The organism is Paenibacillus thalictri (assembly GCF_004307995.1).
In the GTDB taxonomy this organism is placed as follows: domain Bacteria; phylum Bacillota; class Bacilli; order Paenibacillales; family NBRC-103111; genus Paenibacillus_AF; species Paenibacillus_AF thalictri.
This window is the reverse complement of sequence record NZ_SIRE01000025.1, coordinates 102,517-129,241: the sequence shown is the minus strand read 5'-3', so window position 1 is coordinate 129,241 and position 26,725 is coordinate 102,517. Positions and strand designations below refer to the sequence as shown.

Genomic DNA, 26,725 nt, shown 5'->3' with positions numbered 1-26,725 from the left:
AATATGAAATGGGGGATGATGATGAGAACAACGTTGTTGAAAAAGAGAACGCTGCCATTGCTGCTTGCATCGACGTGTCTGCTTGCCGCAGCTTGCAGCCGACAGCCCGCTGAGCCGCCCAAAATTCCGTCAGCGGATAGCGGAGCCGCTCCATCGCAGGGCATTAAGTATACAGCGCCGTTTAAAGACGGCAAATACGATCCGCCGATCGATCTGTCGACGATCGCCGAAATTACTTCTTCGACGACGTTTAAAAATGGCGAAACGATGGAAAACAACGTGCACACCAAGTGGGCTATGGATCGCCTCGGCATCCAGCTGAAATACAACTGGACCGCTCCGCAAGCGAACAAAGCGTTTGAAACAAGACTGCGCCTCGCTTTGTCGGCGAACGAGGAGATGCCGGATGTTGTCGCCGTACGCAATACGCAGCTAGCCAACGATCTGATCGATACCGGCAAGTTTATGGAAGTCGGCAAACTGTGGGAGCAATATGCGTCCCCGATGTACAAGAAGGCGGTCAACGAAGACCCGTCCATGTGGTATCCGTTTATGCGTTCCGACGGCGCTTATGCCATTCCGATACCGGAATACTCATGGAACGACGATACGATCTTGTACATTCGCGAAGACTGGATGGAGAAGCTGAATTTGAAAGCGCCGGAAACGATCGCCGATTTGGAAAAAATTATGGATGCCTTCGTCAACCAGGATCCGGACGGCAACGGCAAAAAAGATACATACGGCGTGGCCTTCGGCTTCCGCGATTCGCTGAATGCGGGCATGGCAAGCGCGAGTTGGCTGTTCGGCGCTTACGGCACGGTCGCGGAAATATGGAACCAACAGCCCGACGGCACACTGGCGTACGGCTCGGTGCAGCCGGGAGCGAAGCTGGCGCTCGGCAAGATGAAGGAATGGATGGACAAAGGTTACATTCATAAGGAAGCCGCACTGCAGGACGATTCGAAAGCGTCTTCATTGTTTACCTCCGGCAAAGTTGGGATTATCGGCGGCCCGCACTGGATGACACTGTTCCCGCTGGCCGATCTGCAAAAAAACGTGCCGGGAGCAAAATTCAAAGCGTATGCGATCCCGAAGGGACCTGACGGCAAACAAGGCCGTAAAGGCAATCTGAATTTCAGCGGCGCCGTGCTGATCAACAAAAACGCCAAACATCCTGAAGCTTTCTTTGTCTACGAGAACTATTTGTTCGAGCACTTTGCTTGGCCGCAAAAAGGCGACGAGTTCCAGTACCAGTTCAAGGAAGGCTACGACTACGCGATAGTCGACGGCAAACCGACGGCCGATACGAACAAAATCCCCGGCGGCCGCGTCATTCCGCAAAAGTATACGCTCACCTTCGAAGCGGCGCGTATCCCTTCGTCGCAGATGGAAGCTTACGCCAACCTGGCTAAAGGCAACGGCCCGACCAACCAGTTCGAGGTTAGGTCGAGCCTGATTGCCGATGCGCCGAGACTGCAGGCAGCGACGGTTAATCTGGAGCTGAAAAATACGTCGTACCGCGAAAACTTCACCGCGCCTCCGACCAAAACGATGAAATCGAGAGGAGACAACTTGAAGACGCTGGAAAAGGACACTTTCGCCAAAATCATCTATGGCGAAGCACCGCTCGATGAATTCGACAAATTCGTCAAGAGCTGGGAATCTTCCGGCGGCAGCGCCATCACGCAGGAAGTCAATGATTGGTACAAAAGCGTTAAGAAGAAATAGAGATGCAGGGTAGTGGAGACTTAAGCGCAGTTGCGACGCTGCTAAGCGAAGCGAAAGCAAGGCGCAACAAGGTGCGAGCAAGAGGCACACCGCCGCGCCCCGCGTCACCGCGCCGCAGTAGAGCGTGTCACGCCCAAGTCGAGCGAATGCGAAGACAAGGCGCGACCAACGCGGGGCCCGGGGCACATAGTCCCGCCCTGCGTCATCGCGCCGCAGTAGAGCGTGTCACGCCCAAGTCGAGCGAATGCGAAGACAAGGCGCGACCAACGCGGGACCCGAGGCACACCGCCGCGCCCCGCGTTACCGCGCCGCAGTAGAGCGTGTCACGCCCAAGTCGAGCGAATGCGAAGACAAGGCGCGACAAACGCGGGACCCGAGGCACACCGCCGCTCTACCGTGGCGGGTCCAGGGCGCAGCGCCTGGGGTCCCCCGGCGGGGGGATTGAGGGGGCGATTTCTCACAAGGAGGGATAACTATGAAAAAAACATTAACCATCGCACTGGCGTTAAGCCTTACCGCAGCCGCCGGCTGCTCGCCGTCCGGAGAAACGGGCAAGCCCGCAGGTTCGCAAGCTGGATCGGCACCGTCTGCCCAGACGAGTACCGCCTCGGGCCCAAGCAAAGACAAGAAAGTAACCTTGCGATTCGCCACAAACTGGACCGGCACAAGTCCGATGACGCAAATCGTGAAGGACACACTCGACCAATTCCGCAAGGATTATCCGAATGTAACGATTGAAGTCGAGGAAACGCCGGGCAACGACCATATTACGAAAATCAAGCTGGATGCCGTCAGCGACCGGATTCCCGATATGTTCAACTACTGGCGGCTTGATCCCGGATTCGGCCTAGACGAAATTGCCCGAGCGGGCAAAGTTGCAGACTTGAGCGACTGGGTAAAATCCGATCCGTTTTTTAAGGAGTTATTCGACGAAAGCGCCTGGAAAACAGCGACCTTGGACGGCAAAACGTACGGCATCCCGGGGACGATGTTTTACACCGCAATTTATGCCAATAAAGAAGTGTTCGACAATGCAGGCATCGCGATTCCGAGCACATGGGACGAATGGATGTCGGCGGTCAAAGGGCTGAAGGCCAAAGGCGTGCTGCCGTTTGGCATCAGTGTCAAAGGTGACAGCCAAGGGGTGCGCACGTTTGATTACGTGTTCAGCAATGTGCTGGGCAACGACCGGATGCGCGATATCATTTTGGGCAAAGAGCCGTTCAACAATCCGGATACGCAGAAGGCGGCTCAGATGCTGCAGGATTTGCTGGTGGGCAATGTGCCCGAAGACGCGATTGCGATCGCGGGCGATGTGGCGGTATCGAAATATCTGAATACCGGCAAAGCGGCGATGTTTATCGACAACTCGTCGTCCATGTCGAGCATCAAACCGGAAGTTCAAGATAAGCTTGTACAGATAAAATTTCCGCTGATTCCGGGCGGCGCGCAGAAAACGCAAAATTACGAGAAGGACTTGACCCAACTGTTTTACCTGGGCTCCAAAGGCTGGAGCGACAAGGACAAACGTCCGTTTCTGGAAGAGCTGGTGAAGCGGTTCGCCTCGCGAGAGCAGGCTAAAATATATGCGGAAAAAGGGCAGCAGACCGTGCCGCAGCTGGGTGCAAATATCGACCCGCAAAAATTCGGCCGGCTGGCCACCGAAGGGCTGAAGCTCGCGCAATCGGCGCCCGGCAACAAGTGGCTTCCTTCTTATATGACACCGGATCAGCGGGCCAAATTCGAACCGCTTATCAGCTCCTTTTTGGCGGGAGAAATCAAAGCGGACAAATTCGTTCAGGAAATGGATAAAATTTTTAATCCGAAAGCGGCGAAATAGCCGGGACCGGGGGATGACGAATCCCCCTCCGCTGTTGCGGAGCTTATCCAAACCAATTCACAAACGCCGTCCGGCAGGGAGGGACTGACCGATGGGACAGCTCAAATATCGTCACGTCATTGTTTTGTATTTGCTGCCGGCCCTCGCTTTATATTGCACGTTTTTCATCGTTCCGTTCTTAAAGACGTTTTATTACAGTTTTTTCGACTGGAACGGATTCGGCAAAATCACCTATGTCGGCATAAAAAACTATGTAAATCTGGCGAGTGACCCGACATTTATCGGCGGTATCGGCAAAGTGCTGATATGGGCGCTGCTCGCCATTTTGCTTAAAGTCGGCTCGGGGCTTGTGCTTGCTTCCATGCTGCGCAGGCCGGTGCGCGGTTCGAAGTTTTTCTCGTCGGCCTTTTTTATGCCGGTTGTCATCTCGACGGCCGCGATTGCGCTGATGTTTACGCTGATCTACGACCTGGACGCAGGGCTTTTGAACAGCGTGCTTCGTCAGATCGGCCTGGGCCAGCTGGCCCGAACGTGGCTGGGGGATAAAACGACAGCTTTTTACGCGGTGATCGCCGCTCCGATTTGGCATACGATCGGTTATTTTTTCATTATTTTGCTGGCGGGGATGCAAAACATATCGGAGGAAATTTACGAGTCGGCGACAATCGACGGGGCCACGGCATGGGTGCTGTTTACGCGGATTACGGTTCCGCTCGTCTGGCCGATTTTGCAAATTTGCATCATCCTTGCGATTACCGGGGCGATTAAAAATTTCGACTACGTGTTTATTATGACCAAGGGGGGACCCGGAACGTCCACGCAGGTGCCGGCCACTTATATGTACGATACGATTTTTGTTAGTTTGAAATACGGCTACGGCACGGCGATCGCGTTTGCGATATTTCTGTTTTCCTTCATCGTTACCGTGTTGTTCCGCAAGTTAACGAGCGTGAAAGAGTAGCCGCAAAGCCTAGATGAGCTTAAGAGGCAAAGGAGGTGCGCAGTTTATGGAAATCGCGGCGTCCAAGGAAAAGGTACGGCGGTCCTCCCGATCTTTCTCGGGAATGCTGGGTGTTGCCGTAAAATATGCGGTGCTGATTGCGCATTCCGTATTTACGCTGCTGCCCCTGGTGTGGATCGCCAGCAATTCGTTCCGCAATACGGATCAAATATTGACAAGCATCCGGCTTATTCCGGAAAGCTTCGACTTCAGCAATTATGCCAAAGTCATTACCGCTTCCAACATTCCGAAAGCGTTCTACAATTCGCTCAGCATTACGTTTGTGACGTTGGCATTGCTGCTCGCGGTAGCGCTGCCCGCTTCGTTTGCGTTATCCCGGTTTCGCTTTAAAGCAAGCGGGTACATCTACATGTTTTTTGCCGCAGCGATTTTTGTGCCGGGCATTACCGTTCTGCCGATGGTCTTCAAGCTGTTTAACGACCTTCATCTGCTGGGTTATAAATATTCGATTGTGCTCAGCTACGTGGTCGGCGAGCTGCCGCTTTCGCTGTTTTTGCTTGTGATGTTTATGCGCGCCATCCCGCACGAACTGGACGAATCGGCAATCATCGACGGCTGCGGCACCTGGAAAATGTTCACCCTCATCACTGTGCCGATGAGCCGGAACGGGATCGTGACGGTATTGATTTTGGCATTTGTGGCGGTCTGGAACGATTATTTGCTGGCGCTTATTATGCTGACGAACAAAGCTTACCGGACGTTGTCCGTCACACTCGCTTTTACGAAGGACGAGAATGGGATCAACTACGGGATGATGTCCGCTTCGATTGTTTTTGCCGTTGTGCCGATGATCGTGTTTTATTTGATCATTAAAGATCAATTGATCAAAGGCATGACGCTTGGGGCCGTCAAAGGTTAGAAAGTCATGCCGGGGAAAATCCCGCATAAGCTTACAGCGTACTGTTTCATTTTAAATTAAAAGGAGATGAGCCCCCATGCAATGGAACGTTTCCGACGCTTACGCCCATGTCGGTTTGCCGCGCTTTGGGTCGCTTGCGCAGCTGATCCGCTATATGGACGTTCATGACATCCGGCATGCCGCCGCGGTGCTGGGGCCGCGTGTCCCCGACATCGCCACGCTGATGGAAGCGGCCCGCGTTTACCCCGGACGGCTGCGCGGCATTGGCATCCCGTTCGGCGAAACGCCGGAGCAGCGGCTTGCCGCCGTCAAGCTGCAGATGGATGCCGGGGCGCTTGGCATCCGGCTCGATCAGCGCGAAGCCGCGGACAACCCCGCGTTGCTGGCCGAAATCGGCCGCAGAGGACGCTGGGCGTACGGCATCGACAGCTGCCGCAGCCAGCGCCTCGCGGCATTGTATTTGCAGTGGCTGGAGGAATATCCGCAGGCAAGACTGGCGGCCCCGCATTTTATGTACGGGGATTTCGTCCCCGGCGACCCCGAGCGCTCCGGCGGCCCTATTGCCGAGCTAATGAACCATCCGCGCTTTTGCGGTATCTTGGTCCGCAATCTCGGCATGTGCGGTTCGGAATATCCGCACGAGCCATACAAGCCGTGGGTCGAATACGCGCTGGAGCAGTGCGGGCCGGAACACCTGATGTGGGGCAGCGAATATCCTGTGCTGTTCTGGCGCAACGAGCGGGCCGAAGCGGCGGTCGGCATGTTCAGAGAACTGCTCGGCGCTTGCAGCGATGAGCAGTTCGCGCGTATTGCCGGAACCAACGTACGCGAGCTGTTGTTTGCAGAGCCGCCAATGCCGAAAGTGGCGGAGACCGCCATTCCCGAGTGGATCGAGCGGCAGTTCGAACGCGAGCGGAATGTCCCCTTTTTCCCGCGCGGATGGGAAATTCCCGTTCAGCAGTACGGCAGGCTGCTGGATAGATATATCCGTTCGGAGGAGTTTGCGCAAGGCATGTCGATGGCGGAGTTTTTGCTTAAAGCGGTGGATGAATCAGCTGCAAGAGGAGGCAGGTAAATGGAATACACAGTACTAGGTGAAACCGGTCAACAAGTCAGCCGCATCGGTTATGGCGGGGCGGCGGCTGGTTTGAAAAACTATTTGCATACGTTTGACCCGGAAGATCCGGCTGACCGTAAAAAATTGTTCGAGTCGATCGAAACGGCGCTTGCTTCCGGGATCAATTACTATGATACGGCACCGGGTTACGGCAACGGCCAAAGCGAGGACATTATGGGCGCGGCACTGGAGGGGGTTAAGGAAAGCGGCTCCCATCCGCTTTTTATCGCCACTAAGGTAAGTTACGGAGAGCGTGCGTCGCTGCGGGAAACGGTTGAACTCAGTCTGAAGCGGCTGCGCCGGGATCGGATTGAGCTGCTGCAAATTCACGGCAATTCGTATACGCAGGAGCAGGCGGATGACATTTTGGGGACAGGCGGGATGGCGGAGGAAATGCTTCGATTGAAGCAGGAAGGGCTTGCAAAATACATCGGTTTTACGAGCGAAGACAATAACGATTCCGTTTACCGCTTCATCCGCAGCGGGATGTTTGATACGATGCAGATTTGCTACAACTTTATTTTTCAGCACAGCTATGAGCCAAGCCGCCCGTTCGGCAGTTTGCTGGAAGCGGAGAAAGCGGGCATGGGCATTATTACGATGAGAACGCCGACGTCGGGCACGTTTCAGCGCTGGATTCAAATGGTCAATCCGGCCAATACGTTCGACTACACTCCGGCATTAATCCATTTTGTGCTGTCCAATCCGTATGTTGACGTTGCGTTAATGGGCATGAGGGACGCCGACATCGTACGGAAAAACACAGCGATCGCCGATGATCTGGAGGGGCGCATCAATCTGGACGAGCTGCACAGCCGTTACGTTTGAGCCGTCTTGATCGCCGGATTAAAAAAAACATAAAGCAGCAAATGGAGGTACTTGATATGTCGCAACCGAAACAATGGTATGAAAAACAGCTGCGCATTTTGCAAACCGTGCTGCGCGAACCGGATGTCGTGAACTACGACGCCCGTTCGGTGGCCGCTTATATGGAACAAATTCACGCCAACTGCATCATTATTAACGGCGGGGGCATCGTCGATTTTTTCCGGCACGACTTGGTTACCGCCAATCCGAATCCGTTTATGACGAGCGAAGACGTGCTGAAGGATTTGACCGAAGCGTGCCACGAAAAAGGCATGAAGGTTGTCGTACGCGTCGATTTTCGCGGGGTTGATAAAAAAATATACGAGCTTCGCCCCGACTGGTTCAGCATGAATGAGCAGGGCGACCCGAAAATCAGGGACAATCCGCTGCACTCCGCGATTTTTCAGCCGTGTTATCAAAGCGTCTACCGTAACGAGCATGCATACCGGTTTATCGACTACTTATTCGAGCATTACGATATCGACGGCATCTGGGAAAACTCGTATACCCAAGACGGGATATGCTACTGCAAACGCTGCTCCGACCGCTATTTCCGGGAGGTCGGCAAGGAGCTGCCGCGCGGCGGGCAATTTATGGACAGCAGCTACGACGAATACCGGCAGTGGAAAGCGGACTGCGTGATGGAGCATCTGCGCGACTGCCGTGCCGTCGTCAAAAAATACGGTGAAGACAAGGCGTATGCGGCGGAAATTTTCGGGTTGTATCACGACCGGTTTAAGGCGAACGGACACGACCTGTACGCGATCAAGGACCATTTCGATTTTCTTGTCACCCCGCTGTTTACCGCCAATCATGAACCGATGAACGGGCCGTCTACGCTGATTAAATTTTTGAAAAGCTTGTCTCCGGACAAAACACCGGTGATGCTGTTTGGCCACCTCGGCACCAACAACGACCTGAGGTACATTTCTTCAGCCGCCCAGGAAACGCGTTTGTGGATGTGGGAGGCGATCAGCGCCGGCGGATCCTTCTGGAACTGCGTGTTTAACGGACAACACCCGGGCAAAACGTACGACCGCCGGAATGCGCTGCTGTGCGCCGACATCTATGAGTTTATGGAGCTGAACGAGGAGGTTCTGAGCGGTCAGGAAACGGCCGGGGAAGTCAGCGTGTTGTACTCGCGGGCGACCAATGCAGCGCTGGGCAATCCGGACCGCAGCAAAGATGCGTATTTGACCCATATGATGGGGCTTGAGCAGGTGCTGACGGATATGCACGTGCAGTACAGGCTGCTGACCGACGACAAGCTGAACGGGGAAACGCTGGCCGCCACCAAGGTGCTGATTTTGGCCAACGCCGCTTGCTTGTCCGATCGGGAGATGGACATAATCCGCGAATACGTTCGCTCCGGCGGCAAGCTGATAGCGACCCACCAGACGTCGCTGCGGCAGACGGACGGCACGCTGCGTCACGATTACGCGCTCGGGGATGTATTAGGCTGCGCTTTTACCGGGATCGTCAAAGACAACTCCCAATGGGGCTACCAATACGTGCGGGGGGAACATCCGCTCACCCGCGGTTTCGAGAACACGTCGCTGCTGGCCAGTTGGGGGCCGCAGCAGCTTGTCCGGGTGACATCGCAAGCGGCGGAAGCTCCTGTTACTTACGTGCCGCAAATTTTTCCCCAGCCGCCGGAGCGCTCTTGGCTGAGAAGCTACGAAACGGAGTATCCAACCCTGCTGCTGAACCGGTTCGGGCAAGGAGAGTCGGTATTTTTCCCATATGGCGTCGACCGCAACGTATGGCAACACGGGCACAACGATTTCAGCGAACTGCTAAAAAAAGCGCTGAACTATTTGCTGCAGGGGGACTATACGGTGAAGACCAATGCCCCCGCAAGCGTTCATTTGAGTTTAAACCGCAGCGGCGGCGATCCGAAATCGTATGTGCTGCATGCCGTCAATACGACGGCGGCTCCGCGCCGTCCGGTGCTGCAGACGATCCCGGTGCACGATGTGCAGGTGGACATCAAGCTGAAAGGAACAAGGCTCGCCGGGTTTACTTGTTTGCATAAGGAATCGGACATTCAGTGCAGCGGCGCGGCCGTGCCGTCAGGTGACGGAGAACTGCTGGTATCGGTCACCATTCCGCGGCTTCAGGAGTATGCGGCGCTGCATTTTACAATAGAATAAGCGATGGAACATGAAAACGCACTTCGGGTATGGGGCTTGAGCCTCCCTGCATTCGGGTGCGTTTTTTTTCTATATATAAGTTCATTTAAGGGGTTGCGGTTCGGCAGCTCCAAGCACCAAAAACTTTTCCGCCTACCCTGCTTAAGACGGTATTTGATACAATAGGAGCATACCGAATCTTTCGGAAAGAGGGGAAATCTGATGAATCATGATAACGATGGCCGCAGCGGCAAGGGTCAGGTGAAACTGCGGGCGTTCGAGATAAAAGATATCCCGGCGCTGCATCGCTGGTTAAACGATCCGGTCTCCATCGAGATGGTCGGCCGAACGCCGCTTACTTACGAGCAGACCGTACAACATGTCGATAAAAAAAGACAAAACGGCGATCTCGTGTTGGCTGTCGACAACGAAGCCGGCGAGCTTATCGGCTGGATATTTTTGCAGCATATTGAATATGAGCACGGCAGAGCGGGAATCGGCATCCTGCTGTCGCCGGAGGCAAGAGGGCTCGGTTACGGATTCAGCGCGATGCGGCAAATGATCGGCATCGGGTTTGGCCAGCTGCGGCTGAACAAAATTTACTTAACGACGCGGGGCATCAACGATCAAGCTGTGGCTTTATACAAAAAAGTCGGCTTTACCGTCGAAGGTCAGTTGAGGAAACACGGGTTCAGCGGCGGGCGGTATTATGACACTTATTTCATGGGACTGCTTGCTTCCGAGTGGAACGTCGATTAGATACATGCGATTTCCCTATTCCTGATGTTTCGGAATGGCTCATACCGATCTTTCGGAAACAGCATATGCCTGCAAGCCAATTCCGCTCGTCTTGCAGGATGACTGCATTTGCTTCCGAATAAATCGGACCGTACTCACATTCCCATGACCGGGCTGGTGTTATATAATACATATATCGCCTTCGGCAGCCGATGTCCGGGGCATCCATTCAGAGGAAAACGGATTAAACGAAGAACGGGGGATTGTTTTTGGAAATTATTAATATTCCATTAAAATTAATCGACGAAGATACCGACCAGCCAAGATATCAGTTTGACGAGGACTCGCTTCAAGAACTCATGAAGAGCATCGAGGAGCTGGGGCTGCTGTCTCCGATCAAAGTGAGGACGGTTCAGGGCGGCCGTTATAAGATCATATACGGGAACCGGCGTTACAAAGCGAGCAGCATGCTCGGACGCGAAACGATTCCTTGCATCGTCTCGACGGCCACGGACGATATGGAAATTTATTTGGAGCAGATCGCGGAAAATTTGACGCGCGAGGGTTTCTCCCCCATCGAAGAGGCGGAAGCATTTCATAAGCTGCTGCACGATTCGAAATTCAGCAGCTCGGTGAAATATTTGTCCAGCAAGTTGGGCAAGCCGGAATCGTACATCAAAAACAAATGTGATTTGCTGAAGTTCGGCAATGCCGTCAAAAAGCTGATCGTCAGCGGAGTGGAAATCCGCAAGGACAAGCTGACGGAAGACCAGCTCCAGCCGCTGAAGGATCTGCCGCTGGAGCATCGCGACCCGCTTGCTCTGATCGTAGCGCGGGACGAGCTGCCTGTTAGCGACGTTAAGAAGATTGCCCGCCTGTTTAAGGATAAGGACATTTCCGACAATACCAAAGGCAAGCTGCTGTACAAATCGGGACGGGAGCTGATCGAGACATGGTCGGTGTTTGAGCACAACCGGGCCGAGCGGGCCAAAGCCGCGAAAGCGCAAGCAGAAGCAGCCGCGGAGGCGGAGAAAGCGAAGAAGGCGTCGGCCGAGGCCACGGCCGCTTCGGGCACAGCGGCATCTCCAGCCGCGCCGCCGGCGGGTGTGCAAGCTGCGCAGGCGACAGGCGTGCAAGCTGCAGCACCGGCCATCGCTGCGGCACCCGCCGCTGCAGCTTCGCCGGCCGCCGCAGCGACCGCAGCAGCTGCTCCGCCGGCGGCGTCGATCGAAGACCAGCTGCGGCACATGCTGGCCGCCGTTCCAACCCATCAGCCGCTCCCGGCTGAAATGTTTCAAAGCGCTCTCGGCGATACCCCGAGTTTCGAGCACGGTGTAGATGCGCTGATCGAAAATTTGGAAAAACATTTGGCCGAATGGAAGCGGGTCAGGGAACTCGTGGGCAAGTAATAAGCGCTTCTTCGTAAGGAGGCAACTGAAGAAGCGAACACTGGCGCTTCTCCAGCATGATTTCGCTCACTTAAGCTACTTTTTCAGTGTCCTCTTCGTACGACCGGTGTTTACCGGTCTATAGGAACGCTCCGAAATATTCGTATAGACGAGAGTTCGCCCGGAAAATCGAGCCAAAAGATCTCAAATTCCACTGACATGCGGAATTTGAGATCTTTTTTTATGCTGCGTCTCTTTTTTAAACCCGAAGTTGTCAGATTAACGATCCAGCGTCAGGCAAACGCTGAGGTTAATTATGGAAAAACTTCTTGACTCCTGCTTGATCATCAAAATAAAATATTATATGTATTACCGATTATGAAATTACAGTTTCATATACAATACTAAAGCAGGTGGATCAATGTCAGCACCCGGTTTGGAAAGCGGACTGCAAATATTGGGAGTTATTGGCGAACTGGGGGATGCGAGTTTTATCCAACTGAAGCATCAGCTTCAATTAAGTCCTGCCAGTTTGAGCCGGTATTTAAAAACGTTAACCGATCAAGATTTTTTGGAAAAAAATGATGAACAGCGTTATATGCTAGGACCCGCATTGAAAAAAATAACCGCAGCAGCCATGCAAGTCTCCCCTTTTGATGCGGTGATTGCACCCGTTCTTGGCCAGCTCAGCGAAACGCTCGGACTAACCGCTCTTTGGATAAGCTTCGAATACGGCAGCATGGTTTGCCGGGATAAGGTCGTGTTCCCGGAAGGCGTGTTTATGCAGGATGTGGGATCGAGACGGACCGATTATACGATTCACCCGTGGGGGTTTTTGTTTTTAGCGCATCAGAAAGAGCAGCACCGCCGTTACTTAATTGAGAACGCCCAAGTGTCCCCTTCCTTTCAAAAGTACATCCCCGTCCGTTCGGCCCTGGACGATTTGATCAGCGAAGCGTTGGAACAAGGATACTCCGACGATAGGGGAGTTATTTTTCCCCATATCCGCAGAATAGCCGTCCCTTTATTTTCATACGGCCGGATTACGGCGGCGATCGGGGTCGGAATGATCGATTCCGTATATTCCGACGCACAAGCAGCGGATATCGCAATCGAACTGCAACATACGGCCGCACAACTGATGAAGCTGGACGAGACGAACAAATAAACGCGGGTTCTCCTCATTTGCTCGCCTGGCTTGCTGAAGCTGGGTGACGCGGGGCAAGTAGCGGAAGCTTTTCCTCATTTGCTCGTCCGCTTGATACAGCTGGGTGAGACGCGGGTTCAGCGACCGCTTTGCGACGCTGGGACGCGTGCTCGGGATTTATGTACTTTGGGCCGCATTTCATCCCTCCACTCCCGATCAAGTCACAGCTTTTGCACGGCACTATTGGCAGCGATGGACAACCGATACGTTACTTTGGGTCTTTCTCACATGGAACCGATGATATGACAAGAGCGGCATAAACATGGGGTGAGGTAATAAAATGAGACTGAAGTTTCCTTCATTTTGGCTCAAGCTGGTATTGGCGAACTTCTGTGTTGCGGCTCTTTCCGTCGCGCTGCTCGGTTGGCTGTCGTATTTAAAATCGATCTCCATGGCGGAACATCAGGCGACCTCCGCTTATGAACAGGTATTGCAGCAGTATCAGATGCGTGCGGAAAGTATGCTCCGATCCGTGGAGCGGCAGGTGTTCCAGCTTGCCCAGTCGCAGCGGATGCTGCTTGCGGTAAGGGAATCGCTTTCGCATAAAGATTTTGCAGCGATTCGCGAGCTTGAACAAGATTTGAACCGGCTGCAGACGATCGACCTGCCGGTGAGCAATGTGGTGCTGCTGGGCTTTAAGGGAAATTGGATGATCGACAATACCGGATTTAATCTGGGCAGCGGGCAATTTGAGCCGTACAGCCGCTTGCGAGAGCTGGAGCCGTGGACGGTAACCCGTATAGAATCGCCGTTTGATTCGTCTCGCGAGAGAATCGTGTTTGCGTATCCGATCCCAAATTCCTTCAGCAGACCCGAAGGATTGCTGGTGGTGGAAATGCTGCCCGGCGATGTCAACCGGTGGATGAACGATCAGGCGGATCATGCCAAATTCCATGTTTTCGATGCGAAGCTGCAGCCTATTGTTCGCGCGGATGAAGTTATCGGAGCAGACTCATTAAGCCGGCTTGCCGAAGTGAAGGCGGGACTTGACGTAGATGCAAAAGGCGTTATTGCAAGCTCTGCCGATGATGAAGAATGGTTATTTTACCGAAAGTCGGCATTAACTCAGTGGACATACACGACGACGGTAAGCCGCAGTCAAATGGCCAAGGAATCGGCGGGCATCGGATGGCTTGCTTTTTATGCGTGTATTGCGGTGTTTCTCTGCATGACGATCGTTTCCTTGATTATGACCCGCACGCTTTACGTACCGGTTCGCAAGTTGTATGAATCCGTGCAGCGTCTGAAAATACGCAATGATGCAAAAAGGACCTACGACGAGCTGGAGACGATTGCGCAGGAGTTCCGTTCGCTTCAATATGTGGAAGAACACCTGAACCACAGGATGAAATCGCAAAGCATGCAGCTGCGCGATCTGTTTCTGATCGAGTTGATTCAGGGCGAGCTGCATGAACGGGAAATTGAGCAAAACATCGTGTCGTACGGCCTGCCTGCGGATTGGAAACAGCTGTGCATCGCCGTAATTGATATCGATACTCTGGAGGATACCCGTTATAACGAGCAGGACCATCATCTGCTGCTGTACGCCATCGGCAATATCATTCAAGAGACCGTGCCCCAAAACCGGATGTACCACTGTTTTTCCTACCAGCATACGCTTGTTGTTGTATTGCGTTTCGACGATTCCTCGAAAGATACTTTCCTGAAGCTGTTATTTGAAGACGCCCAAAACATCCAGAAACAAGTAAGACGGTTTTTGCAGCTGAACGTCAGCATCGGCTTAAGCCGCATTTTTTTCGCTATGTCCCGTTGTGTTGACGCTTACATGGAAAGTGTGGAAGCTTTGAAATACCGTATGCGGGTCGGAGGAGGAGCCTTGCTTTACATCGACGACCTGGAGCCCTCGCGTGGTCAGCCGCCGGCAAGAGTGGATGAGCACAAGCGGGAGCTGGTTTTAGCCATCAAGTCGGGCGACGAAACGACGGCGAAAGCGGCTTTGCGCCTGCTGCTAAGCGATTTGACGGAGGGTAACCGGACACACCGGGATGTCCGGCTGGCTTTGCTGCTGGTGATGACGGATATTGCCCGCGAAGTGCTCGGATCGTCGGAGGCGGCGCTGAATTTCGCGACGGAAGGCAAGTCGCTGCAGAATGCGATTACGGAACTGAAGACGGCGAAGGAGGCGGAATATTGGTTTATACGCCACGTGCTTACGCCGCTGAGCCGGAAATATGAAGAGCGGATTGCCGCGCAATACCAAAGTATATCCGCCGACGTCATCCGCTTGATCGAAACCCGCTATGACCAGCCGATTTCCTTGGAAATGTGCTCGGCCCAACTTCATTACAGTCCTGATTATATCAAAAGGGTGTTCCGTAAGGAGACGGGAATCAGCTTTAGCGATTATGTGGCGAATTATCGGCTTAAGCTGGCCAAGGAATGGCTTGTGTACACGGAAATGTCGATCTCTCAAATCGCCGAGCGGCTGCAGTACAGTAATATTCAAAATTTCAGCAGATATTTTCGCAAAATGGAAACAATGTCTCCCACCGAATACCGCTTAAAATTCCAGTCCCGAAATGATTGAGCAGGTACTGTAAGGATTGATACGCAAATCAAGAGCCCGATGGCCCTCTGATGATTGATGACGGATAAATGAGCTCCCGGATAAGCTGATGATGTGCCTGCCGATTTCAAATGAAGGGAAGGGTTTCATGAAAAACCGTGTCATGATGAAAAAAACGTTTGTTTTGTTGACGGGGGGAGCGCTGCTTTTAGCCGGGTGCCAAGCGGGGGCTCCGAGTGCCGACAAACCGGCGGCTGCGCCCATATCCGCAGAGAAAAAAAGCGAGCCGCTCAAGATCAGTCTGCTGCTCAAATATTTCAGCACGGAGCCGCCGACCAAAGCCGCCGAAGCTTTTAAAGTGGTCGAAGACTACACGCATACGAAGCTGGACATCATTTGGGCGCCAAGTCCTTCTTATGACGAGAAGGTCAATACAACGCTGGCTTCCGGCAATGTGCCCCAGGTGCTGCTTGTTTCCAGGGATCGGGCGGACAACATCGTGGCTGCGGTCAAGTCGGGCGCTTTCTGGGAAATCGGCCCTTACTTAAAAAATTACCCGAACATTTCCAAGGCGGTAGGCGACATTCGTCTGTACAACGTGTCGCAAAACGGGAAAGTGTACGGCATTCCGTCCGCCCGCGATCTTAGCGAAAATGCGCTGATTTACCGCAAGGATTGGCTCGATAACTTGGGGATGAAACCGCCGACCACCGTCGATGAGCTATACGCCATGATGAAGGCGTTTACACAAAAGGACCCGGATAAAAACGGCAAAGACGATACGTTTGGCGTGATCGAAAACGACGGCAGCGGTATTTTTAATCAAATCAAAGTGTGGATGGGCGGTCCCAACGGCTGGTCCATTAAAAATGGCAAGCTGGTACCCGAGTTTATGTCGGATGAATATAAGCAAGCGATGGATTTTATGCGCAAGCTTTACCAGGAGAAGCTGATCAACCAGGATTTTCCCGTAACCAAGCAAAACCAGATGCTGGATTATTTGGGCAAAAGCCGCGGCGGCGGATATGCCGGGGCGTATGCGCAATTTTCCAACGGATGGCATACGCCGCTGCAGAAGGCCAACCCGGACGCGAAGCTGGATTTTATCTATAAAATCAAAAGCTCCGACGGCAAATATTACAAGCAGGCGGGCGGCGGATATAACGGCGTGTTTATGTTTCCGAAAAGCAGTGTAAAAAGCGAAGCGGCGTTAAAAGAAATTCTCGATTTCTTCGAAAAGCTGGCGGACGACAAAATGAGGACACTGATTAAACTCGGGATCGAAGGAAAGCACTACAAAATGGATAACGGCAAGCCGGTCATCATCAATCCCGAATTGTTCAGCGACGAGGTGATTCCGCTGCGCTGGATCATGGTGGCCGACGGCATTACTGACCGCACCGCCGTTGGTTTGACGCCGCTTGACGAACGTATTACGAAAGCGCAGGAAGATAAGGAAATTACGTATACGTCCAACCCGGCGTTTCCTTTTACATCCAAGCTGATTGTGGACGATAAAATCATCGAAGATGCCAGAACAAAATACATCCTTGGCGAGATTGACGACAACGGCTGGAAAGCGTCCATTGAGAAGTGGCGTACCAACCGCGGCGATCAATTGATAGAAGAATATCAGAAACAATATGACTCGGCTCAGGCCAACCGCAAGTGATCACGTTCAGCTTGGCTGAAGATCGGGGGATTCGTGGAGGACTTTGCCCCGCCTGATTCAAGGCCCGTCGGGTGGGCTTTGCCCGATAGATTTGCCCGGTAAATTTTCCTGGATCAATGGCAGGGCGACATGAAAGGAGGGAGCGGCTTGAGCCAAGTTATGGAAACGGCGGTTTCTGCGGCAGCGGTCAAACCGGCAGCGTCCCGGTTCGGCTATTACGTGAAAAACCGTTGGTTATACGTATTGCTGCTGCCCGGAATTGTGTATTTTGTTTTGTTTAAATATGTGCCGATGTGGGGCATCCTCATTGCCTTTATGGATTATCAGCCGTTTCTCGGCGTAACGGGAAGCCCGTGGGTCGGCTTGGAGCATTTTGAAATGCTGGTGACGGACCCCGCCTTCACGATGCTGCTGGGCAATACGTTTATTTTGGCCATCTACAATATCGTGTTTTACTTTCCGCTGCCGATTATCGTTGCGCTGCTGCTGCATGAAGTCCGGCATATGCTTTATAAGCGGTTGGTGCAGACGGTGATTTATGTGCCGCATTTTGTATCTTGGGTGATCGTTATCGGGATCGCATATATTTTCTTTACGACGGAAGGCGGGCTGGTCAATGAGATCATCGCTTCTCTAGGCTGGGACAAAATCCCGTTTCTGACCAGCTCGGGCTGGTTCAGGAGCATGATTCTGGCGGAGATCATCTGGAAGGAATCCGGCTGGGGCACGATTATTTTTCTTGCCGCCATCGCCGGCGTCGATCCCCAGCTTTATGAAGCGGCGCGTATGGACGGCGCCGGACGGTTCCGCCAGCTCTGGCATGTCACGTTGCCCGCGATCCGCAGCACCATTGTGATCTTGCTAATCTTGCGTCTGGGCAACTTTCTGGATACCGGCTTTGAACAAATTTTTTTAAGTCTCAACGCAACCAACCGCGAGGTCGGCGAGGTGTTCGACACGTATGTGTACCGGCTTGGCTTGCAGGAGGGGCGTTACAGCTACAGCACCGCGATAGGTTTATTCAAGTCGGTTGTCGGTTTTGTTATGCTGGCTGGCGCCAATTATTTAGCAAAGCGGCTTGGAGAAGAGGGGGTGTATTAGCTTGATCGAATCCAAATCGTTGTCTTACCGGATCATCGATGCAGCGGTGTACGGTGCGCTGTTTGTTCTTGCACTGATCGCGGCGATTCCTTTTCTGTACATTATCGCCGGATCTTTTGCTGCGCCGGACGAATATTTGAACAAAACGTTTCTTTTATTTCCGACACAGTTTTCTTGGGAAGCGTATACGTTTATTTTTTCCTCCGGCACGTTTGTATCAAGTCTGCTTATCAGCATATATATTACGGTTGTCGGTACGGCGGTAAATCTGTTTTTTACGGTGACGATGGCTTATCCGCTCGCTCGGCGCGATCTGCGGCACAGGCGTGCCATTCTGTTGGGCGTGCTGTTCACGATGCTGTTCAGCGGCGGCATTATCCCTTTGTTTCTTGTGATCAAAGGGGTCGGCCTGCTCGATTCATTGTGGTCGCTTATGCTTCCCGTAGCGATCAGCCCATTTTATTTAATCATTTTAAAAAATTTCTTTCAGCAGTTGCCCGACGGCATTGAGGAATCGGCGAAAATCGACGGCTGCAACGAGCTGCAAACGTTGTTTCGTATCGTGCTTCCGCTGTCGCTCCCGGCGATCGCGACCTTTTCGCTGTTTTACGCGGTGATGCATTGGAACACTTTTTTTCACGCCATTATGTTTATTAACGATTCCACTAAATGGCCGATTCAGGTGCTGCTGCGGCAGGTCGTCATTATCTCTTCGGGTGTCTTCGAGTCCACGGGGGGGAACGACGTCGTTCCGCCCGGCCAAACGATCAAGATGGCGGTTATCGTTGTATCGACGATTCCGATCATGCTTGTGTATCCTTTTTTGCAAAAGCATTTTGCGCAAGGCGTGTTGTTAGGTTCCGTTAAAGGGTGACGATTAGAGGCAAGAGGGAAGAGGGAAAAGGGAAAAGGGAAAAGGGAGAAGGGAGAAGGGAGAAGCAAATAAGCCAAAGGGAATTTCGCGGATCAGGGCGAAAGAAGGAGCGGATCAGGATGGCGAACGGGAACCGGCCGAATATTGTATATATTTTGGCTGACGATATGGGGTACGGAGATATTTCTTATTTAAATGAAGCGTCGAAAATAAATACGATTCATCTGGACCGGATGGCCCGCGAAGGCATGGCGTTTACGGACGCACATTCGTCTTCGGCGGTGTGCACGCCGTCGCGGTACAGCATTTTGACAGGGAGGTACAATTGGCGCTCGGCGTTAAAGCAGTTCGTGCTTTTTGGCTACGATGCCCCTCTGATCGAGAAAGAGCGCATGACGGTAGCTTCCATGCTGAAGGAGGCGGGTTACCGGACAGCCTGTATCGGCAAATGGCATCTTGGCTTGGATTGGTCCCGCAGCGGCGACAACAAGGAGGATGTCGATTTTACAAGACCGGTTTCAGGGGGGCCGGTTGAGCATGGCTTCGATTATTTCTTCGGGATCAGCGCTTCCTTGGATATGGCGCCGTATGTGTATATCGAAAATGACCGGGTAACGGCGGTTCCCGACTCGTTTTCACAGAACCCGGATCCTATGCAGATGTGGCGTCACGGACCAGTTGCTCCGGACTTTAAGCATGAGGAGGTACTGCAGGTATTAACGCAAAAAGTGCTGGATACGCTGGAGACGAATCGGGACGAGCCGTTTTTCATCTATTTCCCACTGACTGCGCCGCATACGCCGATCCTCCCATCCGAGCCGTTTCAGGGGAAATCGGGAACCAATAGCTATGGAGATTTTGTGCTGATGTGCGACGATGTCGTCGGACAAATTAATGCCAAACTCGAGGAACTGGGATTAAGCGACAATACAATTGTCATTTACACAAGCGATAACGGCTGTTCGCCAAGGGCGAATTACAGCGAACTGCTGCAGGTCGGGCACAATCCGAGTTACATTTTCCGCGGCACCAAAGCGGATATTTATGAAGGAGGACACCGGATTCCGCTTATTATCAAATGGCCGGCGGGGATTCAGGCGGGGAGCATTTGCGGCGAGACCGTATGTCTCGTCGATCTCATGCGTACGGCTGCTGAGCTAATCGGCTACCAGCTTCCCGACAACACAGGGGAAGACAGCGTGAGCAACCTGCCGCTTTGGCGGGGGGAACCGCTTGCCGCGCCGCTGCGCGAAGCGGTCGTACACCACTCCATTGACGGTTCGTTTTCGATTCGTCAGGGGCGGTGGAAGCTGGAGTTGTGTCCGGGCTCGGGCGGCTGGAGCGATCCGGTGCCGGGTCAGGAGCCGGCCGATTCGCCTCCCATTCAGCTGTACGATCTCACGCAGGATATCGGGGAAAGGCGCAATATGTGGGACCAGCAGCCGGAGGTAGTGGAGCGGCTTCGCACGCTGCTCATTTCATACATCGAGGATGGCCGCAGTACGCCGGGAGCACGGCAGCAAAATACCGGCGTTGACGATTGGCCGCAGCTTGCGCGTGTCCGCAGGTGAGTGGAACTTGGCCGCATAAGCCGGTTTAGGCCGCTTCGTTGTCGTTCGAAATGGAGCGGCAATAAGCCTAGCGGTCAGCCTAGTAGATCGATCCCGATTTAATGTTACTTTCAATTTATGGTAGTTCAATCCTGATTTAACGTTATTTTTAAGTGGTTGATGGACGGATACGCCTAATTCGCTTTAACGGACCCCGGAGGCTGTCCATTCGCTGTGCGTAGCCAATATGCGATCAGAGCCTGCCACCTCTAACGGACATGAGCGACGCAATTTACACAAAATCAGAGGTTTGCCAAATGCAACGGACACCCGTGCACTTATTCTGCCTATCACCTGCGGTTTCCCTGACTTTTTGAGCGAATAAGGGCGTGCATGACCGTTAAAAAGGCAAACCTCGATTTTTTTGCTGGATAAGCGCGCCTGTGTCCGTTAGCGCCCAACCGTGACGATTCGTCAGGTTCAACGTTAGAGTAACGTCGCATTTATGCACAAGCCGGACCAGGGAAGCTGCAAAAGCAGCCGTCTTGGGCCCGGCATCTTTCATTTGTCCGCTGCGCTCAAAGCCTTCTACGCATGCGATCCGTTCGCCCCATGTCCGCTGCGTTCAAAGCCTTCTACGCATGCGGTCTGTTTGCTCTATGTCCGCAGCACTCTACAGCTACTACGCACGCGATCCGTTCATCCATGTTCGCCGCGTTCATTGCTTTTCTGCGCACATGATCCTTTCGCAACATATTCACTGCGCCTCCGCGCGCGATCCGTTCACCCATGTCCGCTACGCTCAAAGCTTCTCACACTTAACCCGTTCACCCATGTCCGCTACGCTCAAAGCTTCTCACACTTAACCCTTTCGGCATATGTTCGCAGCACTCTACAGCTACTACGCATGCGATCCGTACGCCCCATGTCCGCTGCATTCACGAACTCTTTACGCGCGAGGTCCGTTCGACACGTCGTCCCCTTGGGCCGAGCGCGCCTCCGCAAGCTCCTGCTCCCATTGGAGGGAGCGGAACTCGGTGGTTTGTTCGGCGTTTTCGAACCAGTTTACAAAATCCTCCCAGATGTCGAGTGTCCAATCGCGGTCGATCTGCGCGGTGGAGTAACGGCCTTCCTCCAGTCGGATAAATCCGAATATGTCGCGCACCATTGATTTTTCCGCAAGCACGACGGTCAGCTCCGCCAAGTGCGGCGGGATAAATATGACCCCGGCCGGTGTCCCCAGCACGACGTCGCCCGGCAGACAGATCGCTTTGCCGATTTGGCACGGTACGTTCATGCCAAGCATCGTCACCTCGCGGATCGGCGTCGGATCGCTGCCCCGGTAAAAAATGTTGATGTTTTCAATCTCCACGATCTGTTCGGTATCGCGGATGCCACCCCAGATGACGGCCCCGCCCCGTTTCGTGCGCGCCGAGATAGCGGTGGACAGGTTGCCCCCGACAAACGTGCCTTTGTACACTTTATCGAACATATCGACGACAACCACGTCGTCCTCCTGCAGGCTGTCGATGACCCACTGGTTAAAAAAACCTTTGCGGTTTTCCTGCTCTTGCCCGTACTTCAGCAGCGTCTCGTGCAGATCGGGGCGCTGCGGCGCAAATACGGCGGTTACAGCCCGGCCGGCCATCGTTTGCCCGGGGCGGGTCGATTTAAATTCGGTTTCTACCTGGAAGTTGTAGTCTCTGTGCCACAGCGGGCTCCAGGCTTCTTCCAGCTTAATGCGCCGCATCCGGCGCAATATATCGTCCGGCACTCTCGGGCGTCCGTTCGGAAACCGCTCCCCTTGCCATAGCGGAGTCAGTTGAATGATATCTTCGGCATTATCGAATTTCATAGATGAACCCTTCTTTCGTTAAAAGTATAAAACGAGCTTGCTGCTGACGGCCGCCGAAGCGAAAGTGGCACCTGCGTGGGGGAAAAAGTGGCAGCCAATTGAACCTCGGCTCTTCGCCGGCGTCGGAGCGGATTGTTTCGGAGCGGGCTTCGCGTCCGGGTGGCGGAACGGCGTGGGTTAGCTCCATAACCTATCGTGCGAGCGGTAGTCGTTCCATGAATCGGTGGACTCCCATAAGCCGGGCACTTCGGGATGCAGGTGGGCGGCGATCACTTCGTCGTTCAAATCGTCGATGCCGAGCCCCGGAGCGTCGGGAACGGTTATAAATCCGTTTTGCACAAGCGGCTTTGGCAGCTTGCTGACGATAATGTCGTCCCACCAGGCGACGTCGTTGGAATGAAACTCCAGCGCAAGGAAGTTTTCCGTAGCCGCTGCGGCATGGACGGCTGCAAGGCAGGCGATTGGGCTTTCCGCCATATGGATAGCCATGGCGACGCCGTATTCCTGCGCCATATCGCCGATTTTTTTCGTTTCCATAATACCGCCCGTGCTCAGCACATCCGGATGGATGACGGAAACGGCGCCGGCTTCCAGCAGCGGCTTGAAGTTTTCTTTGAGGTAAATATCTTCACCGGTGCAGACGGGCGTCGCCACGGCTCTGGAAAGACGGACATATTGCTCCGTGTACTGCCACGGAATCATGTCCTCCATCCAGGCCAGGTTGAATTTATCGATCCGTCGTCCCAGCTTGATGCAGTCTTCGACGCCGATATGACCGAAATGATCGATGGCGAGCGGCACTTCATAACCGATGACGGAGCGGACGTCGGCGACATATTGCTCCAGGATATCAAGGCCTTTTTCCGTAATATGGATGCCGGTGAAAGGGTGGGCGATGTTGTGCAAATCGTATTGCCGGTTGCGCAATGTCCGTATTTCATGTTCGGGAAGCGACATCATCTTGCGGCTTCGCCATGTGGAAGAAACTTCTCTCATTTCTTCCACAAAGCCAAGCGGGCCGCTTAAGGTGCCGGGTTCATGAACAAGCTGATTGATGCCGAGGTCCATTTTCAGGAAGGTGAATCCTTTTTCCATCCGTTTCTTTAAAGCCTGGCCCATGGCGCTGCCCGTATCTTTGCCTTCGATGTCGGTGTCGCAGTACATGCGGATGCGGTCGCGAAACTTGCCGCCCAGCATTTGATAAATCGGGATATGGTAAGCTTTTCCTGCCAAATCCCACAGCGCGATTTCCAGTCCGCTGACGCCGCCGCCTTGACGAGCATGGCCGCCGAATTGCTTGATCCTGCGGAACAACTTGTCGATCTGGCAAGGGTTTTCGCCAAGCAGACGGCTTTTTAGCATAAGGGCGTACAATTTATCAGCTCCGTCGCGCACTTCGCCAAATCCGACCAGCCCCTGATTTGTGTACACCTTGATTAAGCTGCAGTGCATGGGGGCGCCGTGAATATCGGCAAAACGGATATCGGTGATGCGCAGCTCGGACGGCCTGGAATTCGTATTGACATGAGCCAGCGTGCTTTCATAGGTTTCCTTGTGGGACACAGGATGTTCCTCCTCACAGTTTGGTGAAACGTACGGACTTCAAAAGGCATGAACCAGTCTGGCAGCTGGCGGCTGCAGCGGAGAGTGAAGGCGCCAGGCAGCTCTCCTCCCCATTATACAAAGCTCAAAAACGAAACTTCGATGCCGTAAATTTATGATTTTGTTTAATTTTTTTTGCTTCCTAATTATTCTAATATTTTCGAAAAATCGAACAAAATCATAAAAATACCATGTATAATCATTTCGACGGGACTAGTATTTTAGGAGTAGGAGGGGAGAGTTCATGGGGAACGTATGTGTAGTGACCGGAGGCATGTCGGGGCTCGGAAATGCGGTCAGCCGCAGATTGTGGGGCAAAGGGCATACGGTGGCAGTCGTCGATATTGTTGAGCGTTCGGATGCAGCGCCCGAAGGCGCAGACGGCTCGCCTGCATGGTACGCCGTACAGGCCGACGTCACGCAAAAAGAAAGCGCTGTCCAAGCGGCCGCGCACATTATCGAGCGGTTTGGCCGAATCGACGTGCTGATTAATGCCGCGGGCATCATTCGCCGATCGCCGGCCGCCGACATTCCGGAGGCGGAAATCCGCTCCGTGCTGGAGGTCAATTTGCTCGGCACCGTATTCATGTGCCAAGCGGTACATCCGCATATGGCCCAAACGGGCGGGGGAGCGATCGTCAACTTCGGTTCGATGCTGGCTCATTACGGAAGCGAGAACCTGCTCTCCTACGGAGCGTCCAAAGGCGCCGTCGTGCAGGTGACCCAATGCCTCGCCGTCGAATGGGCCAAGTACAATATTCGCGTGAATGCCGTCAGTCCCGGTTACATTGAGACACCGTTGTCGGCGGGAGCGACGCAAGACCCCGTATTCCGCGAACGCATTTTATCGCGCACTCCGTTCCGGCGTTTCGGCAAAGCCGAGGAGGTGGCTGCGGCTATCGATTTTTTATGTTCCGACGATGCGAGTTTCATTACCGGGGTTGATCTGCCAGTGGATGGCGGCCTGCTCGCCGGTGATCCTTCTTTGTTTCCGCCCGCGATGAAGATCATGGCAAAGGGAGAGGAATAAACATGAGCCCATCTTTATATGATTTTGCCAAAATGGTGCAGCTCAGCGATCGCGCAATCGATTTCGATGCGGTTCCCTGGGTCCCGCAGACGGATCGCGTCTGGTTTAAGCCGATGCGCTTCGACCTCGCCAGAGGCAGCTGGGTCAACCTGCTGAAGGTGACGCCCGGCGGCAAGGTCAACCGGCACCGTCACAGCGGCGGACAGGTGCTCGCGTACACGATTCAAGGCACATGGAGATATGCGGAAAGGGACTGGGTAGCCAAACCGGGAACGTTTGTGTATGAGCCGCCGGGCGACATCCATACGCTTTTGGTGGATGGGGAAGAAGAGATGATTACGTTGTTTTTGCTGGAGGGCACGATTCAATATTTGGATGACGAAGACCGTCTTGTGTACCAAGACGATGTTTTCACCAAGCTGAAATTGTATAATGAATACTGCGAGCAGCATCGGATTCCGTATATCGACTTAACTTATTAAACAGACACGCCAAACGATCTGCCCGGCAGGCATGCCAGGATTCTGTCCGAAATATTCACCGATTTACTTTCGTCGGACAGACTCCTAGCTAAGTTTGTCCGGGTTCGCTTTGGCGTAAGGAGGAGCAGAGCATGTCACACAAAATCGTATCCGTACAACCGATCAAACCGGAGCATGAACAGCAAATTCGCAGCATCGCGCCGGATTGGGAATTCGTGAACGGCCAAACAAAGGAGGACTGGCTGCCTCATCTGCAGGAGGCGGAAATCGTGATTGGCTGGAAATCTGAAGTGGGACAGCTGCTGAATCCCGGCACGGGATTGCGCTGGGTGCAGAATTGGGGGGCTGGCGTGGACAAGTTTCCGCTGGCCGCGTTTGGGACGGCGGGTGTGAAGCTGACATCCACAAGCGGGATTCATCCGTATCCAATCTCGGAGCATGTTATTGCCATGATGTTATCGTTTACGCGCAAAATCCATCTTTCCCTCTTGAATCAACAACGGCGCAAATGGCAAAATGTCGGGCCGCTGGGAGAAATGCACGGCAAAACGGTGGGTATTATCGGAGTTGGCGCCATCGGCACAGAAATCGCCCGCTTGTCGAAAGCGTTTGGCATGAAGGTGCTTGGCGTGAAACGGACGGTGGCGCCGGTGGAACATGTGGATCATATGTTTACTTTGGCACAGCTTGATGAAGTGCTGCAGGAAAGCGATTATGTGGTGGTGACGCTGCCTTTGACTAAAGACACGACACACATTTTTGGCCGCGGGCAGTTCCAGGCGATGAAGCGGGACGCTTTCTTCATTAATATCGGAAGAGGCGGGACGACGGATACGAAAGCATTAATCGACGCTTTGCGCGAGGGTGAAATTGCCGGAGCGGGTCTTGATGTATTTGAAGTGGAGCCGCTGCCGGAAGATCATCCGCTGTGGGAGATGGAGAACGTCATGATCACGCCGCATAACTCCGGCAGCTCGGGACATTACGATGAGCGGGCTATGCAGATCTTCACGGAAAATCTGCGTTATTATATAGAAGGTAAACCGCTGCGCAACCTGATTGATTTGCAGAACGAATATTAAGCGAGCGATAGCGGTACGGCATTTTTGAATTGATGGATCGGGGCTTGAAC

At 53.4% G+C, this 26,725-nt stretch carries 20 protein-coding genes; 18 read left to right on the top strand and 2 right to left on the bottom strand.

Going from position 1 to position 26,725, the window contains the following annotated elements; all coding sequences use genetic code 11:
• Positions 1 to 36: 36 nt before the first annotated feature.
• From EYB31_RS29980 to EYB31_RS29910, 15 genes are all read left to right on the top strand, one after another.
• Positions 37 to 1,731, top strand: a complete 1,695-nt coding sequence (locus tag EYB31_RS29980) for an extracellular solute-binding protein (RefSeq protein ID WP_240763012.1) — start codon at positions 37 to 39, stop codon at positions 1,729 to 1,731.
• A gap of 475 nt (positions 1,732 to 2,206) precedes the next feature.
• Positions 2,207 to 3,571: an ABC transporter substrate-binding protein gene (locus EYB31_RS29975; protein WP_131017170.1), complete on the top strand. Its 1,365-nt coding sequence runs from the start codon at positions 2,207 to 2,209 to the stop codon at positions 3,569 to 3,571.
• Positions 3,572 to 3,662: 91 nt separating this feature from the next.
• Positions 3,663 to 4,532, top strand: coding sequence for a carbohydrate ABC transporter permease (locus tag EYB31_RS29970; RefSeq protein WP_131017169.1), 870 nt, complete (start codon positions 3,663 to 3,665; stop codon positions 4,530 to 4,532).
• Positions 4,533 to 4,578: 46 nt separating this feature from the next.
• The gene (locus tag EYB31_RS29965) at positions 4,579 to 5,451 is read left to right on the top strand and encodes a carbohydrate ABC transporter permease (RefSeq protein ID WP_165452691.1); all 873 of its coding nucleotides are present in this window, start codon (positions 4,579 to 4,581) and stop codon (positions 5,449 to 5,451) included.
• Positions 5,452 to 5,527: 76 nt separating this feature from the next.
• Positions 5,528 to 6,526: an amidohydrolase family protein gene (locus tag EYB31_RS29960; RefSeq protein WP_131017167.1), complete on the top strand. Its 999-nt coding sequence runs from the start codon at positions 5,528 to 5,530 to the stop codon at positions 6,524 to 6,526.
• A complete protein-coding gene (locus tag EYB31_RS29955; protein ID WP_131017166.1) occupies positions 6,527 to 7,396 on the top strand; it encodes an aldo/keto reductase in 870 nt (289 codons plus the stop codon).
• Positions 7,397 to 7,452: 56 nt separating this feature from the next.
• Positions 7,453 to 9,588, top strand: coding sequence for an alpha-amylase family protein (locus tag EYB31_RS29950; RefSeq protein WP_165452690.1), 2,136 nt, complete (start codon positions 7,453 to 7,455; stop codon positions 9,586 to 9,588).
• 201 nt (positions 9,589 to 9,789) lie between these two features.
• A complete protein-coding gene (locus EYB31_RS29945; protein WP_131017164.1) occupies positions 9,790 to 10,326 on the top strand; it encodes a GNAT family N-acetyltransferase in 537 nt (178 codons plus the stop codon).
• Between the two features lie 248 nt (positions 10,327 to 10,574).
• Positions 10,575 to 11,714: a ParB/RepB/Spo0J family partition protein gene (locus EYB31_RS29940; RefSeq protein ID WP_131017163.1), complete on the top strand. Its 1,140-nt coding sequence runs from the start codon at positions 10,575 to 10,577 to the stop codon at positions 11,712 to 11,714.
• A 400-nt stretch (positions 11,715 to 12,114) separates the two neighbouring features.
• Positions 12,115 to 12,861: an IclR family transcriptional regulator gene (locus EYB31_RS29935; protein WP_131017162.1), complete on the top strand. Its 747-nt coding sequence runs from the start codon at positions 12,115 to 12,117 to the stop codon at positions 12,859 to 12,861.
• A 319-nt stretch (positions 12,862 to 13,180) separates the two neighbouring features.
• Positions 13,181 to 15,448, top strand: coding sequence for a helix-turn-helix domain-containing protein (locus EYB31_RS29930; protein WP_131017161.1), 2,268 nt, complete (start codon positions 13,181 to 13,183; stop codon positions 15,446 to 15,448).
• A 127-nt stretch (positions 15,449 to 15,575) separates the two neighbouring features.
• A complete protein-coding gene (locus EYB31_RS29925; RefSeq protein ID WP_165452689.1) occupies positions 15,576 to 17,099 on the top strand; it encodes an extracellular solute-binding protein in 1,524 nt (507 codons plus the stop codon).
• Positions 17,100 to 17,258: 159 nt separating this feature from the next.
• The gene (locus EYB31_RS29920; protein WP_131017200.1) at positions 17,259 to 18,200 is read left to right on the top strand and encodes an ABC transporter permease; all 942 of its coding nucleotides are present in this window, start codon (positions 17,259 to 17,261) and stop codon (positions 18,198 to 18,200) included.
• Between the two features lies 1 nt (position 18,201).
• The gene (locus EYB31_RS29915; RefSeq protein WP_420819485.1) at positions 18,202 to 19,074 is read left to right on the top strand and encodes a carbohydrate ABC transporter permease; all 873 of its coding nucleotides are present in this window, start codon (positions 18,202 to 18,204) and stop codon (positions 19,072 to 19,074) included.
• A 119-nt stretch (positions 19,075 to 19,193) separates the two neighbouring features.
• On the top strand, positions 19,194 to 20,645 hold the full coding sequence (locus tag EYB31_RS29910; protein WP_131017159.1) for a sulfatase family protein: 1,452 nt from the start codon (positions 19,194 to 19,196) through the stop codon (positions 20,643 to 20,645).
• Positions 20,646 to 21,573: 928 nt separating this feature from the next.
• Here EYB31_RS29910 and EYB31_RS29905 read toward each other — a convergent pair.
• Complete coding sequence (locus EYB31_RS29905; RefSeq protein WP_131017158.1) at positions 21,574 to 22,479, bottom strand: RraA family protein; 906 nt, start codon at positions 22,477 to 22,479, stop codon at positions 21,574 to 21,576.
• A 177-nt stretch (positions 22,480 to 22,656) separates the two neighbouring features.
• On the bottom strand, positions 22,657 to 24,042 hold the full coding sequence (locus EYB31_RS29900) for a mandelate racemase/muconate lactonizing enzyme family protein (RefSeq protein ID WP_131017157.1): 1,386 nt from the start codon (positions 24,040 to 24,042) through the stop codon (positions 22,657 to 22,659).
• 283 nt (positions 24,043 to 24,325) lie between these two features.
• On the opposite strand from EYB31_RS29900, the gene EYB31_RS29895 reads away from it, so the two are divergent.
• The 3 genes from EYB31_RS29895 (at position 24,326) to EYB31_RS29885 (ending at position 26,675) form a co-directional block, all read left to right on the top strand.
• A complete protein-coding gene (locus EYB31_RS29895) occupies positions 24,326 to 25,111 on the top strand; it encodes an SDR family NAD(P)-dependent oxidoreductase (RefSeq protein ID WP_131017156.1) in 786 nt (261 codons plus the stop codon).
• A 2-nt stretch (positions 25,112 to 25,113) separates the two neighbouring features.
• Positions 25,114 to 25,593, top strand: coding sequence for a 2,4'-dihydroxyacetophenone dioxygenase family protein (locus tag EYB31_RS29890; protein ID WP_131017155.1), 480 nt, complete (start codon positions 25,114 to 25,116; stop codon positions 25,591 to 25,593).
• Positions 25,594 to 25,724: 131 nt separating this feature from the next.
• Positions 25,725 to 26,675 carry a D-2-hydroxyacid dehydrogenase gene (locus tag EYB31_RS29885; protein WP_131017154.1) on the top strand — a complete coding sequence of 317 codons (951 nt, stop codon included), beginning with the start codon at positions 25,725 to 25,727 and terminating at the stop codon, positions 26,673 to 26,675.
• The last annotated feature ends 50 nt before the right edge of the window (positions 26,676 to 26,725 follow it).